16 protein-coding genes are annotated in these 11,944 nt (G+C 60.0%); 7 read left to right on the top strand and 9 right to left on the bottom strand.

Annotation, left to right across the window (positions count from 1 at the left end):
- Nucleotide 1: 1 nt before the first annotated feature.
- Nucleotides 2–265: a DUF2249 domain-containing protein gene (locus tag BFE01S_RS34595; RefSeq protein ID WP_042339755.1), complete on the bottom strand. Its 264-nt coding sequence runs from the start codon at nucleotides 263–265 to the stop codon at nucleotides 2–4.
- A 628-nt stretch (nucleotides 266–893) separates the two neighbouring features.
- Between BFE01S_RS34595 and BFE01S_RS34590 the strand changes: the two genes are divergently transcribed.
- Genes BFE01S_RS34590 through BFE01S_RS44855 form a run of 6 tightly spaced genes read left to right on the top strand, consistent with a single transcriptional unit; the run spans nucleotide 894 to nucleotide 4,773 of the window.
- Nucleotides 894–1,412 (top strand): Rrf2 family transcriptional regulator, encoded by a 519-nt coding sequence (locus BFE01S_RS34590; protein ID WP_028229425.1) that lies wholly within the window; start codon nucleotides 894–896, stop codon nucleotides 1,410–1,412.
- Nucleotides 1,409–2,608 carry an NnrS family protein gene (locus tag BFE01S_RS34585; protein WP_042339751.1) on the top strand — a complete coding sequence of 400 codons (1,200 nt, stop codon included), beginning with the start codon at nucleotides 1,409–1,411 and terminating at the stop codon, nucleotides 2,606–2,608. Before BFE01S_RS34590 ends, BFE01S_RS34585 begins: the two co-directional genes overlap by 4 nt.
- A gap of 22 nt (nucleotides 2,609–2,630) precedes the next feature.
- Nucleotides 2,631–3,173, top strand: coding sequence for a hemerythrin domain-containing protein (locus tag BFE01S_RS34580; protein WP_028229423.1), 543 nt, complete (start codon nucleotides 2,631–2,633; stop codon nucleotides 3,171–3,173).
- Nucleotides 3,174–3,209: 36 nt separating this feature from the next.
- Nucleotides 3,210–3,479 (top strand): DUF2249 domain-containing protein, encoded by a 270-nt coding sequence (locus BFE01S_RS34575; RefSeq protein WP_028229422.1) that lies wholly within the window; start codon nucleotides 3,210–3,212, stop codon nucleotides 3,477–3,479.
- 56 nt (nucleotides 3,480–3,535) lie between these two features.
- Nucleotides 3,536–4,408 (top strand): helix-turn-helix domain-containing protein, encoded by an 873-nt coding sequence (locus BFE01S_RS34570; RefSeq protein ID WP_028229421.1) that lies wholly within the window; start codon nucleotides 3,536–3,538, stop codon nucleotides 4,406–4,408.
- A complete protein-coding gene (locus BFE01S_RS44855) occupies nucleotides 4,408–4,773 on the top strand; it encodes a hypothetical protein (RefSeq protein WP_169742702.1) in 366 nt (121 codons plus the stop codon). Before BFE01S_RS34570 ends, BFE01S_RS44855 begins: the two co-directional genes overlap by 1 nt.
- A 440-nt stretch (nucleotides 4,774–5,213) precedes the next feature.
- On the opposite strand, the gene BFE01S_RS44850 is transcribed toward BFE01S_RS44855, so the two are convergent.
- Complete coding sequence (locus BFE01S_RS44850) at nucleotides 5,214–5,414, bottom strand: hypothetical protein (RefSeq protein ID WP_156967265.1); 201 nt, start codon at nucleotides 5,412–5,414, stop codon at nucleotides 5,214–5,216.
- Nucleotides 5,414–5,815, bottom strand: coding sequence for a PAS domain S-box protein (locus BFE01S_RS43715; RefSeq protein ID WP_245621271.1), 402 nt, complete (start codon nucleotides 5,813–5,815; stop codon nucleotides 5,414–5,416). Before BFE01S_RS43715 ends, BFE01S_RS44850 begins: the two co-directional genes overlap by 1 nt.
- Here BFE01S_RS43715 and BFE01S_RS34550 point away from each other — a divergent pair.
- A complete protein-coding gene (locus BFE01S_RS34550) occupies nucleotides 5,778–6,881 on the top strand; it encodes an IS5 family transposase (protein ID WP_028229418.1) in 1,104 nt (367 codons plus the stop codon). The two genes, BFE01S_RS43715 and BFE01S_RS34550, sit on opposite strands and share 38 nt — an antisense overlap.
- 28 nt (nucleotides 6,882–6,909) lie before the next feature.
- Here BFE01S_RS34550 and BFE01S_RS43710 read toward each other — a convergent pair whose 3' ends face one another.
- The 6 genes from BFE01S_RS43710 to narI all read right to left on the bottom strand — a co-directional run bounded on the left by BFE01S_RS43710 (nucleotide 6,910) and on the right by narI (nucleotide 11,914).
- A complete protein-coding gene (locus BFE01S_RS43710; protein ID WP_084170407.1) occupies nucleotides 6,910–7,167 on the bottom strand; it encodes a PAS domain-containing protein in 258 nt (85 codons plus the stop codon).
- A gap of 68 nt (nucleotides 7,168–7,235) precedes the next feature.
- Nucleotides 7,236–8,390 carry a cytochrome P450 gene (locus BFE01S_RS34545; RefSeq protein WP_028229417.1) on the bottom strand — a complete coding sequence of 385 codons (1,155 nt, stop codon included), beginning with the start codon at nucleotides 8,388–8,390 and terminating at the stop codon, nucleotides 7,236–7,238.
- Between the two features lie 197 nt (nucleotides 8,391–8,587).
- Nucleotides 8,588–8,998, bottom strand: coding sequence for a hypothetical protein (locus BFE01S_RS34540; protein ID WP_028229416.1), 411 nt, complete (start codon nucleotides 8,996–8,998; stop codon nucleotides 8,588–8,590).
- 51 nt (nucleotides 8,999–9,049) lie between these two features.
- Nucleotides 9,050–10,294, bottom strand: coding sequence for an MFS transporter (locus BFE01S_RS34535; RefSeq protein WP_028229415.1), 1,245 nt, complete (start codon nucleotides 10,292–10,294; stop codon nucleotides 9,050–9,052).
- A gap of 120 nt (nucleotides 10,295–10,414) precedes the next feature.
- The gene (locus BFE01S_RS34530; protein WP_028229414.1) at nucleotides 10,415–11,212 is read right to left on the bottom strand and encodes a peptidylprolyl isomerase; all 798 of its coding nucleotides are present in this window, start codon (nucleotides 11,210–11,212) and stop codon (nucleotides 10,415–10,417) included.
- Nucleotides 11,213–11,227: 15 nt separating this feature from the next.
- A complete protein-coding gene (narI, locus tag BFE01S_RS34525) occupies nucleotides 11,228–11,914 on the bottom strand; it encodes a respiratory nitrate reductase subunit gamma (protein WP_028229413.1) in 687 nt (228 codons plus the stop codon).
- Between the last annotated feature and the right edge of the window lie 30 nt (nucleotides 11,915–11,944).

The raw sequence follows: 11,944 nt of genomic DNA, 5'->3' as shown, positions 1-11,944 counted from the left end.
GTCAATCGAGCGCCGTCTCCGGTTTGACAATCAACACGCGCCAGAGGTCGTGGGGACCCTTTTCACCCCGCCACCAGAACCCGTCCGGCAGTTCGGCAACGAACTCTTCGAGTATCGGTTCCGGATTGTGGTCCGACACGAGCTCAAGCGCCTGGCCAGGGGCCAGTCCCGCAAACGTGTCGAAAACCATTGAATGGCGCTCATGCGGATCAACAGTACCGACGTCGACGACAATCACGGAGGCAGGGATGGCAAAGGTAGACATGTTCGTACTCCGAAGTAAACTACAGCCACAATAAACTGAACGAAGAGCGTCAATGTTCGCGCCAGCAGACAAGCTCGCGAGCGGCGTCGCCCAGCATGGCGGGCGACCACGCGGGATGGCACTGCTACTCGCGAATGGCCCGCGGCCTGGGGGCGCCATCAAGCGAACGCTCAGGAACAGCTGGAACAGCGCAGGACGCCACCACAGGTGGACGCGTGAGTTGAGGCATTGAGATGCACGCCGGGTCGTCAATCGCATGACGCGCTCCTTTCGAGGCCACCAAGAAGAGGTGGATGCCCAGCGCCGCGCTTGCCGGGTGGCTAAAATGCATTTCCTATGTATGTTTTAGCACAGAGGCCCACACCCGAATTCGATCTGGGTCAATTGGTCGCACGATGACAACGTAGACAACGCTTCAAATGGCCGGTCACCTCGGAACGGCGGTGGCGCGGGCGCGCGAGGTCATCCAGAGATCAGCGCGGATCGCTCGATGGTCAATGAAATCAACGGCCCGGTGTCATTGTGAATCCGGTTTTAATGATGTATTGTAAATGCATGTTAAGCGCGAATCGAAGTTGACTGGCCCCGCGCCTAGCTCCCAGCAGGCCGCTTCAAGGATGGAGCCATCATGCACCTCACCGTCTACACCGATTACACGCTTCGGGTGATGATGTACCTCGCTCTGAAGTACCCGGATGGTGACGTTGCAACGATCGACGAAATCGCGGCGGCCTATGGGATCTCGCGCAACCACCTGACGAAAATCGTTCACGAACTCAGTCAGGTCGGTCTCATCGAGACGACTCGCGGCCGGGCCGGTGGCGCCCGTCTGGCGCGCGCGCCCGGGGAGATTTCCGTGGGTGAAATCGTGCGCGTCGCCGAGAAGGATTTTTCCGTCGTGCGTTGCCATGACATGAGCGTCGCGCACGGCTGCGCGATTTTTCCGGCCTGCAACCTCAGGCGCAGGCTGTACCGGGCGGTCGATGCCTTCCTCCATGAACTTGACACGATGACGTTGCGGGAGGCCATTGCAGCGCCCACCGTGGCGGCGTCGGTCCTAGGCGTGGCCGACCGTCGCGAACTGGTGCCAGTGGCCGTGTCGCGCGCGCATGGCGCTACGGGCCGCCGGGCAGGAGTCCGGTCATGAAAACGCATCTCCCGCACCGCTCTTCTTTTGTGACTCCGGCATCGGATCTGCCCGTCCTGAGGCTCGGCTTCCGGCCGTTTTATCTCGCTGGCGCGCTGTTCGGGATGCTCGCCATGCTGGTCTGGCCTGGCGCGCTGCATGGTTTTGTGCCGGCAGGCCGGATGACGTCATTCAACGGCATCCTGTGGCATACGCACGAGATGATCTTCGGGTTTGCCGCAGCCGTCGTCGCAGGCTTTCTGCTGACGGCGGTGCGGGCCTGGACCTCGCTCGAAACACCATCCGGCGCGCCGTTGGCCCTGTTATGGCTTCTGTGGCTCGCGGGGCGCATCGCGGTATGGTTTGGCCCGGAGCCGCTGGTCGCGATCGTGGATTCGGCGTTTCTGCCCGTCCTGATGATCATCCTGCTACGCGTGCTCCTCCCGGCACGCAACCGCCACAATATCTTTGTACCCGTCGTGCTGGGCATGCTCGGCCTGATGAACATCCTGTTTCACGCCTGGGTATTGCAGGGACGGGCCGATCTGGCATTGCGCTCTGCTGACGCCGCCGTTGGACTGCTGGTGACGCTCGTCACCATCATCGCGGGTCGCGTCACACCGGTGTTCACGGCTAATGCTGTACCCGGCTACGTATGCAGGCGCTGGCGCGCAATTGAAGCGCTGGTCGTGCCGTTGCCGCTGCTGGCTTTTGCGCCCGACGCGCTGGGCGCGAGCGCGTGGCCTGTCGGCAGTGCGGCAGGCGCGACGGCGGTGATCCATGGCATCCGGCTTGCGGGATGGCGTTCGTGGAAGGTCGGCTGCCGGCCCATCCTCTCCATTCTTCACGCTACCTACGCTTGGGTTCCACTCGGCTTCGGCATGCTGATGCTGAGCGCCGTCGGACTGGTGCCGCATTCCATTGCGCTCCACGCCTTCACCGTCGGTGTGCTCGGAGGCGCGATCATCACCATGATTACGTGGACCGCGCTCGGACATACCGGCCGCACACTTGTCGCCGGGTCAACTGAGATGGCCTGTTACTGCCTCGTGATTGCCGCCGCTGTCCTGCGCGTTTTCGGCCCGTTGCTCGCGGGTCACTGGAGTGCCGGGTGGATCGATGCCGCCGGCCTGTGCTGGTGCGTGACATTTGCACTGTACGCACGTCAATACTGGACCTGGCTGACACGTCCGCGACTCGACGGCAAGGCGGGCTGAAGCGAAACGATGTGAGCACGAAATGAAGTCTGACAGCCTCCTGATCAAACCCACGCCTTCTTTCGACGAACCCGTTGAAATGCTGAAGGCGTGTCATGAGCGCATTGCGGCGCAATGCGCGACGCTGGAAAAGCTCGCGGCACACCTGCCTTCACACGGCGCGGATACGCAGGCGCAGCAGGCAGCCAGAAACATCATGCGCTATTTCGACATTGCCGCGCCGCATCACCACGCCGACGAGGAACGGGATCTCTTTCCGATGCTGATAGAGATCAGTCAGCGTCAATGCTCACCGGTGGGTGAACGGATCGCATCCCTGCTTGACGAGCATCGATCTCTGGAGGCGTCGTGGGCACATTTGCGCACCGTGCTCGCCGAAATCGCCGAAGGGAAAACAAGGCTGCTCGAACAGGTCTGGGTCGCTGACTTCGTCGGAGCTTACCGCGGTCACATTGCCCTCGAGGAGAGTCGGATTTTTCCATTTGCCGAAGCGTGCCTCGAGCGGCAGCAACTGGCCCGGCTGAGCGCGGCCATGGTGGCCCGTCGCACCATTACACCGCAGTGACGGCCTCGAGCGGCCACCTTTTGAGGAGAAGCAATCATGCGAAATCCGGCAGACGTTCTTCCTGTTCTTGCCCAGCCGTACGTCTTCGACGCGCGCGGCGTTGCCAGACGTTTCCGCCACGCGGCCATTTTCGGCGCGCTCGATGCGCTGGAGCCAGGCGAGGTGATGCGCTTTGTCAACGACCACGACCCACTGCCGCTCCTGGCCCAGATCGAGCATCACTTCGGGGCGCGCGTCGGCATCGGATACGTCGCGCGCGAACCAGGCAACATCGTAATTGACTTCGCGGTGAAGGTTGCGGACTGAAATACCCGCTGCGCCTGCGCAACCGGTCACCTGGATATTCATGGCCCGAGGAAAGCATGTTGACCACAACCGTACCCCAGAGAAGCTCCACACCTGTCCCTTATGGTGAACCGCTCGCGCGGCCGGACGATGAAGGGAGGTGGACGGCAAACATCGGCTGTAAGACGTGCGCAATGGCCGCACTGTGCACCCGCAGCCCAATTGACCCGCTGGCCCACGAGCGGCTCAACGATGTCGTGCAATGCGTGCGCGCCGTACATCGCGGGCATGCCCTGTACCGGCCGGGCGACACGTTCGGAAGCATCTATGCGGTTCGCGCCGGTTCGTTCAAGACCGTGGTCATGCATCGCGAAGGGCACGAGCAGATCACAGGCTTTGGCATCCTTGGTGACACGCTCGGCATCGATGGCATTGCCAGCGGAAGCCACAGTTGCGAGGCGATCGCGCTGGAAGACAGTGCCGTGTGCGTGATGCCGTTCGACCTGCTAGAGATCCTGTGCCGGGAAGTGAAGACGATCCAGCACCATGTGCACCAGATGCTGGGTGCCGAAATCGTGCGCGAGTCCACCCTCATGATGCTGCTAGGCACCATGACGGCCGAGGAGCGGGTGGCCGCCTTTCTCGCCGACCTGTCGCGGCGCTGGGAAGCGCGCGGCTACTCCGCTCATGCGTTTACGCTGAAGATGACGCGCAAGGAAATCGGCTACTACCTCGGGCTGAAGCTCGAGACCGTCAGCCGGACATTGACGAAATTGCAGCGGCATCAGTTGATCCACGCGTGCGGCAAGGATCTCCGGATTCTCGATATTGACGGGTTGAGGAAGCTGGCGACAGACGTTGGCGCTGCTTCCTTTCGAGGCCAACCACACGGGCAGGCATTCGGGTACGCGCCTGAGACTCGCTTGACGGAACATTGGCCTGGAGGTTAATGATGGAAACTCACTACGAAGGCGAAGGCGTCGCATCCCGGCAGGTCAAACATGTCGACACCGAGCGTGTTGGGCAAGCACGCCCTTCAAGCCGGAATGTGCAGGAATGCGGTGCGTCTCGCACTTGCGCCACGAATTTCCCGATGTTGACGCCGCACGAGATTGCCACACTCATGCTCGTTGCTTACGCCCCTGAACAGGTCAGCATCGAGCGGCCCGACCTGCTGCCATTGTTGAGCGGCAATCTGGTAAAGATTGACGGGTGTCGCAGATGCCGGGTCAAACCTCGGATGACGCCGTTGGGAGAAGTTCTCGTTGTGCGGCTTTGTAAAACGACGCGCCGGGCATCGAAAGATGCCTTGTGAAACCTTAACCGCAGTAGAGAGCATTATTGAGGCCCACCATGCAAATCCCTCATGAAGTTGAGCGCGTTGCCCGTCAGCGCGCAGATCACCTCGAAGCCCTTATCGATGAGGCTGGAGCGGAGAGCTTCCCGGCAAGCGATCCCCCCGCTGTCCATCCGGAACCCTGGCCGGTCACGACGAACGTGGCGACGTGTATCGAGCCGGCGGGAACACCATCATAGATCTGTTGCTGCAGGCGGGATCACAGAAGCTGGCAACTGTTCCGCCTTATCGATTCTGCACGTTGCGTCGAATCGCGACGACCGGTTGCCGGCGAAGCGCGAAATTCACACCTCCTGATGTGCTTTCAAGAGTCAACGCGGAGATCCGGTGTCGATGAAATCAATACAGCGTTGGTCCTGGCTCAGTTGGAGGTCGATCACAGCGGACTCGAACGCATCTCAACCTGTCAGAAGGACATGCGCGGTAACGTGGCATGTGACTGTGGCATCGGGATCGGCATCGGGATCGGCATCGGCATCGGCATCGGCATCGGCATCGGCAATTGTCGCAATTTCTTGACGATCCGCACACGCGATCGGTTGCGGCTTGAGACATCTACCTCGTTCGAAGCGACTGACGCCGATGACGTCATCCAGCACTATCTCTCGCCACCGTGGCGAGCAACAGATTTTTCCTGCTCGACACGCGCGGTAACGTCCCGGGCTATTGCAACCGAGCCGAGCACCTCACCCTCGTGATTCTTCACCATCGCGAACGTCATTTCGACGTAAAGCTTCTGACCTGTCCTGCTGATCGCACGGGTCAACGTTGCGCGGCCATGCAGTCTTGTACGACCACTTGTCATCGCGGCTTCGAAGCCGCGCCAGTGCGCGGCTCGCAGATGTTCCGGGATGATCAGATCGAGATTCTGACCTAGCAGGCTGCGGAAATACCGACGACGGCAAGTCAGCGGATGAGTCGGACGAAACGTTATGCAGAGGAAGCCACTACCCTGAGAAATGATGCGCGGCGCCGACACCTTCACCGAGAGTTTGTTCACGATGCGTAAGCTGGAAGACTTTGTTCCAGCGGATCACCCGCTGCGCGCGATTCGCAAGATGGCCAACGCTGCGTTGGAGAAGATGAACGGCTTGTTTGCCCGCATGTATGAAGCTGACGTCAAAGGCGGCCGGCCGAGCGTAGCGCCTGAGAAATTGCTGCGGGCGATGTTATTGCAAGTGCTGTACAGCGTGCGCTCCGAGCGGCAGTTGATGGAGCAGGTCCAATACAACCTGCTGTTTCGCTGGTTCATCGGGCTGTCGATGGACGACAGCGTGTGGGTGCCGAGCGTGTTTACCAAGAACCGGGAGCGGCTGATTAAACATGACGCGGTCATCGAGTTCTTCAATGAGGTGCTGGCCATCGCACAGCAGAAGGCCTGGCTATCAGGCGAACACTTTAGCGTTGACGGTACGCTGATCCAGGCCTGGGCCGGCCATAAGAGCTTTGTGCGCTGTGATGATGACGACCAGGCCAATGGCGATGGGGGCAACTTCAAAGGCGAGAAGCGCAGCAACGACACCCATGAGTCGAAGACCGATGCTGATGCACGACTCTTTCGCAAAGGCGGCACGGCCAGTGAATTGCGCTACATGGGCCATACCTTGAGCGACAACCGCCACGGCTTGGTGGCCAGTGCCGTGGTGACGATCGCTGATGGTTATGCCGAGCGCGAAGCCGCCAGGGCCATGACTAACGATGCCAGACAGGCGCTCGATGACCCGACGCGTGAGATCACGCTCGGAGCTGACAAGGGCTATGACGCCCAGGAGTTCGTGGAAGCCTGCGTGGACATGAAGGTCACGCCGCATGTGGCGCAGAACAATTCAGGACGCCAATCTGCGGTGCCGGATGCGATTGCCCAAAGCGAGGGCTACGCCGTCTCACAGCAAAAGCGCAAGCTGATCGAGCAGGGATTCGGCTGGGCCAAGACCGTTGGGGGCATGCGTCAGGTGATGGTGCGCGGCCTGAAGAAAGTGGATCAGATGTTTGTGCTGACGATGGCGGCGTACAACCTGGTTCGTATGCGCACCTTGGGACAAATCCGTACGCAGGTGGCGCAATAAGCTAAATCGGGACTAAAAACGGCACCGACTAGCCACCAGAGACGGGAATCGGGCGATCAATTCCCGGATGGTGGAAAAAGCGACTCCAGCTTCCCCTTCGGGAGGAAAGTCGCTCGTGATTGCTTCGGGTATTTCCGCAGCCTGCTAGCGCCTCCGCGACACTGTAGCCGAACAGCGTTGCTGCAGCATGGTTCCAGCGCGCGATGGCACCGGAACTGTCGGCATAGATGACGGCGTCAGCCGTCTGTTCGATTATCCATTCAGCGAGCGGGCACGTTTCTTCCATGATGTTACTCCTGGGCGCTTCAAGGGCGGTGGAACTTTGAGCGGGGGCCTGGTCAAGCAATAAGGTATTCACTCAATGCGCAATGGCAACGCAGAAAAGCCAGCCGCTGGATACACAGCGTTCATGGGAAGGCTGCCCGGGACGAGCGCAATCCAGGTAGTTTGTGCGAGCAGTTCTTCGATGCCAATACGCAGTTCGAGCCGGGCGAGTGGCGCACCCGGACACTCATGAATTCCGGAACCGTATAGCAGGTTACTGGCCGGATCTCGATCGAGCCGGAATTCGTCAGGGTCTCCAAAAACCGTCTCGTCCCGGTTCCCGGATGCCCAGATCAGCGTGATACGCTGACTGGCGGGTACATTGCGTCCGCCGATTTCCGCCGGCCTGGTACTGATGCGGCGGTTGGCGATGAGCGGTGCGCGGATCCGGAGTATTTCGTCGATGGCCTTTGGCAGTATCGACGGCTGCTCCCGCAACCGTTGCTGGACATCAGGATGCTCGGAGAGGTAATGAACGAGAATCCCCACGCACGCCGCAATCGTCCCGAGTTCGCCGACGGTCCAGTTACGCAGGATGCTGACAATTTCCTCGTCGTGCAGCAGGCGGTCCCCGATCCGCTCGCGCAACAGGCTGGTCGTGATGTCGTCTGGTGCGCCCACGCCCGATTCCCGTCGTTGCACCAGCAAACCTTTGATGTAGGTATCAAATTCGACGGCCACCCGGTCGAGAGCCATTCTGTTGCCCGTCAGTGTAGCTTCCCGGTTTTTGCGGATCCAGCGAAGAAGCGGCGTGCGTAATTCCTCTGGCCAGCCCAGAAATGCGCACTGGATGTTCATCGCAAAGTCCTGCGCGAACCGGGCGATAAATTCGACTTCGTCGCCTCTCGAAAGTCCCTTTACCAGACTGGCAGCAATCTCCCGGCACACCGGTTCAAAGACCACCATCCGCTGCGGGCTGAAATATGGCTCGATAATGCTTCTGTACTGGGTGTGCTCAGGCGGATCCATGCCATTGGGCACGGAGAGATAGCTCGAGACCGCACTGCTGAACGTTTCAGGATCGTTGAGCACGCGAATGACATCTTCATGGCGGAACAGGGATAAGTTCAGGTAGTCACTGTGCGCGACTGGACAGCGGTGCCGCATGTCATCATACGCCGCAGCCTGATCGCGCAAGACGTCATCGGACCTCGGATCCCAATCGTTTGTCAGCTTGTCGCTCATGCTCATTCCTCGCCAGGTCCCGGCATCGCTGCCGCCTGTGTCGTAAGTTCCCCGGGCGCGGCCTGACCCCGCTCGGCATGCAGGGTATCCCGCGATTCCGCAATCGCGCAGCGGAAGCAACCGTTCCATTGCACTTTGGCCAAGCTTGATGGGGAACGCGTCATTGGCGCGGCGATCGCAGTCAGTGACGGATCTGTTCAGGGCGGACCAAATAGCACTGGTTGACCGTGCGCATCGAATGGAATAAACATGCCGATAGTCCCGGCCTTGATCGATTCCACCATCCTGTTCAACGGCGCTTCGGCATCTTCAGTCCGCGGCACACACCCGTTACTACCTGAGAGAGCCGCGACAAAGACGATCGCCCATTCCTGGAGAACCTGTCGCGATTCGTCGAGCAGATCGCTAAACGTACCGATTTCTTCTGGCGTTTTGTCCACGCACATGAGTGGCGTCAACGCGCCACCCTGACCAGCCTGGAAGCGGGCCCGCTGTTCGGGCGTACAGTCATCGGGCAACTCTACCGTGGTAAATACGAATAACAGACGCTGAGGTTCGGGTTGTTGCCGCGCGACCCGAATCAGCTCATCAAAACTCGAGATACTCATCATCAATCGTCCATGTGGTGTCGTGTCGGGAGGGCACATTACGTCGGCTGTTCATTCAGTCACTTCTTGGGCTGTTCCGTCGATGCGGACCTGTCGCACGCTGGATTGATACAGCAGAATCAGCGACACCCAGACGATGCCGTACAGGAACATGAAGCAACTCGAGCGAACACCAAGCCAGTCAAGAATTACGCCGAAAAGGATCGGTAGCAGGAAGCCGCCCAGTCCGCCGGCCAGTCCAACGATACCGGTGACGACGCCCATTTGCTCAGGAAAGTCGTCGGCGACGTACTTGAACGTCGACGCCATACCGAACGCGAATACCACGCCGAGAATGAATAGAAGTCCGACGAAAGCCGGGACGCCCAGATGGATGTGAAAGCTGCGCGGGCCGTCGATCGTGCTCACCACGAAAGAGGTATCCGGGTACGACAACAGGAATAGACATACCCACGCAACCCACAATCCCCACCACGTCACCTTATGCGCACCGAAGCGGTCGGACAGGGTGCCACCCAGCGCGCGCAATACCGATCCGGGCAGCGAAAAGCCGGCGGCTAACGCCGCGGCGGTGACGACCGAAAAGCCGAATTCACCCTTCAGATATTGTGGGATCCACAGTGATAACGCGGTGAAACCACCAAAGCAGATCGAGTAGTACTGGCAGTACTTCCATATCTTGGGGTTCTTCAGAACCTGAAACTGCTTGTACCATGGCCCCGACGATTTACCTGCGCCCGGGTCGGTCGCGGAGCCCAGCCAGAACACCAGCGCAGTGACGAGGAGGGCGAGAGCATAGATTTTCGGGACAGCTCGCCAGCCCCAGGCAGCCTGCAGCGAAGGCGTGATGAACAGGTTCACGGCGGCGCCGACCGTACCGGCGCCAAAGAATCCCATGGCAAAGCCACGTTTTTCGGGCGGGAAGAACCGCGCGACATACGGCGTACCCACAGCGAACGATGCGCCAACCGCACCGAGACACAAGCCGATCGCGAGGAACTGCCAGAACGCCGTCGCGTATGCGATCAGGAATACGGGGATGGCGCAGAGGACCAGCAATAGCGTCATCACCACGCGACCACCAAAACGGTCGGTCCAGATGCCCAGCGGGACGCGCAGTAGTGCGCCGGTCAGAACCGGCGTGGCCGTCAGCATACCGAATTCCGTACTGTTCAGTCCAAGCTCGGTTCGCAGCCCAATGCCGAGTACGCCGAACATCATCCAGACGACGAAGCAGACCAGAAATGCCAAAGTCGTGACACATAGAACCAATATGGGACTTCTTTGTGAACTCATGACGACTCCAGGGCAGGACAACAAGGATGGCGTCTACATACGGGCGTTATTGATCGGTGCAGGGGGATGGGAGCACACCAAATACAGATGCCGATTCCCTGTAAACACTATGACAAATCGCTATTGCAACAACAGGCCCGGACGCACGTCCAGCGCAATGCCACGCAGTTCGGCGCTGGATGCGAGCAGAGTCAAATATTGCTGAATCGACTTGTGCCGGACATGCTCGGCGAGATAGCGTTCGATGGTCATTTGCACCGCTTCGAACGGAAGGGACTCACCCGCAATGCGACGCTCCACCCAGACAATATGAAAGCCATAGCGCGTATTGACGAGCCCCGGTAGCAGGCCGATGTGCTGGCTGCCGAAAATTGCCGCCTCGAATTCCGGCACGCTCTCGCCACGGGTCAACTGCCCCAGATTCCCGCCGACCTGCCCGGACGGACAATTGGATAACGTTCGGGCGAGCGCGTCGAACCGGTCGTGATGCTGCGCGAGCTCGCGGTGCGCTTCTTCGGCGCGGGCGCGGACCCGCGTCATCGCTGCCTTTTCGGTCAACGCAAAGAGGATGTGGCGCGCGAAGACCAGGTCCGGACTGCGGAATTTCTGCATGTTCGCTGCGTAGTAGCGCTGGCATTCTTCGGCGGACGGGACCGGCGTCGTGCACTCCAGTTCCAGCAGACGGTCAACGGTCCCATCGTCAAGATCGGCGCCGTTCGCAAGCAGCCCTGTTGCAACGGCGCGCTGGGCCAGCAGTTCACGCACGACCAGAGTCCGTCGCGCGGCGTGGTCCGGATCGGGCTCATCCGCGTGCAATGCGGACTCCGCTGCAATGGCGGCGGCTTCGATCACGGCACCATTGACGCTAAGTACGTCGATGGTGGCGAGTGTTGGTGAGAGATCGTCGTTTGCCGACATAAAAGATTCCTCGAGTTAGCGCTTACGGACGATCTGGTGGGGCCGAACCAGGAAACCCAGCGTGGCCATGCCGCTCCAGATATGGACGAGGCGGGTGAACGGGGAAATGAGGAAAATCGTGAAGCCGAGCGCGATATGGATTTTGTAGACGAGCGGCGCCTGGATGATGAGGTCCGCGGTGCCGGGTTGAAACGTGACGACGCCTTTCACATAGTCACTCAGGGTCTCGAACATCGCGCCGTCCATATGAGCCAGGGACAGCGGAATGGTGGCCAGTCCAAGCGCGAGTTGCAGCCACAGAATTACCAGCACCAGAATGTCCGCATGAGCGCTATTGATGCGAATGCGCGGATCGGACAGGCGTCGGTACAGCAGGATCGACAGGCCGACGATCGCGACGATGCCCGCGATGCCGCCTGCCATCACCGCGAGCCATTGATGCTGGGAGGCGTTCAGGAATGGCGACACCATCCAGTGAGGCGCAAGGAACCCGGCGAAGTGGCCGCCGATCACAATCAATACGCCGACGTGGAACAGATTGCTTCCCAGGCGCAGTTGACGGCGTCTGAGCAGTTGCGACGAATCGCTCTTCCAGGTGTACTGCTCGCGGTCGAAACGGATCAGGCTGCCGAGCAACCAGATCGCGAGACACACGTAGGGGTAGATGCCAAACAGCAGTGCGTTGACGAAGTGCTGACTCATGAGGTTTCTCCAGCCAGGATCCTGTTCGGT

The sequence above is a fragment of the Paraburkholderia ferrariae NBRC 106233 genome (assembly GCF_000685035.1).
In the GTDB taxonomy this organism is placed as follows: Bacteria; Pseudomonadota; Gammaproteobacteria; order Burkholderiales; family Burkholderiaceae; genus Paraburkholderia; species Paraburkholderia ferrariae.
Note: the sequence above shows the minus strand (reverse complement) of the source record. Positions and strands in the feature narration are given on the sequence as shown.

What these genes read in the sequence shown, in the direction of transcription:
- BFE01S_RS34595 (WP_042339755.1), bottom strand. Translation starts at nt 265, where the DNA reads ATGTCTACCTTTGCCATCCCTGCCTCCGTGATTGTCGTCGACGTCGGT.
- BFE01S_RS34590 (WP_028229425.1), top strand. Translation starts at nt 894, where the DNA reads ATGCACCTCACCGTCTACACCGATTACACGCTTCGGGTGATGATGTAC.
- BFE01S_RS34585 (WP_042339751.1), top strand. Translation starts at nt 1,409, where the DNA reads ATGAAAACGCATCTCCCGCACCGCTCTTCTTTTGTGACTCCGGCATCG.
- BFE01S_RS34580 (WP_028229423.1), top strand. Translation starts at nt 2,631, where the DNA reads ATGAAGTCTGACAGCCTCCTGATCAAACCCACGCCTTCTTTCGACGAA.
- BFE01S_RS34575 (WP_028229422.1), top strand. Translation starts at nt 3,210, where the DNA reads ATGCGAAATCCGGCAGACGTTCTTCCTGTTCTTGCCCAGCCGTACGTC.
- BFE01S_RS34570 (WP_028229421.1), top strand. Translation starts at nt 3,536, where the DNA reads ATGTTGACCACAACCGTACCCCAGAGAAGCTCCACACCTGTCCCTTAT.
- BFE01S_RS44855 (WP_169742702.1), top strand. Translation starts at nt 4,408, where the DNA reads ATGATGGAAACTCACTACGAAGGCGAAGGCGTCGCATCCCGGCAGGTC.
- BFE01S_RS34550 (WP_028229418.1), top strand. Translation starts at nt 5,778, where the DNA reads ATGCGCGGCGCCGACACCTTCACCGAGAGTTTGTTCACGATGCGTAAG.
- BFE01S_RS43710 (WP_084170407.1), bottom strand. Translation starts at nt 7,167, where the DNA reads ATGGAAGAAACGTGCCCGCTCGCTGAATGGATAATCGAACAGACGGCT.
- BFE01S_RS34545 (WP_028229417.1), bottom strand. Translation starts at nt 8,390, where the DNA reads ATGAGCGACAAGCTGACAAACGATTGGGATCCGAGGTCCGATGACGTC.
- BFE01S_RS34540 (WP_028229416.1), bottom strand. Translation starts at nt 8,998, where the DNA reads ATGAGTATCTCGAGTTTTGATGAGCTGATTCGGGTCGCGCGGCAACAA.
- BFE01S_RS34535 (WP_028229415.1), bottom strand. Translation starts at nt 10,294, where the DNA reads ATGAGTTCACAAAGAAGTCCCATATTGGTTCTATGTGTCACGACTTTG.
- BFE01S_RS34530 (WP_028229414.1), bottom strand. Translation starts at nt 11,212, where the DNA reads ATGTCGGCAAACGACGATCTCTCACCAACACTCGCCACCATCGACGTA.
- narI (WP_028229413.1), bottom strand. Translation starts at nt 11,914, where the DNA reads ATGAGTCAGCACTTCGTCAACGCACTGCTGTTTGGCATCTACCCCTAC.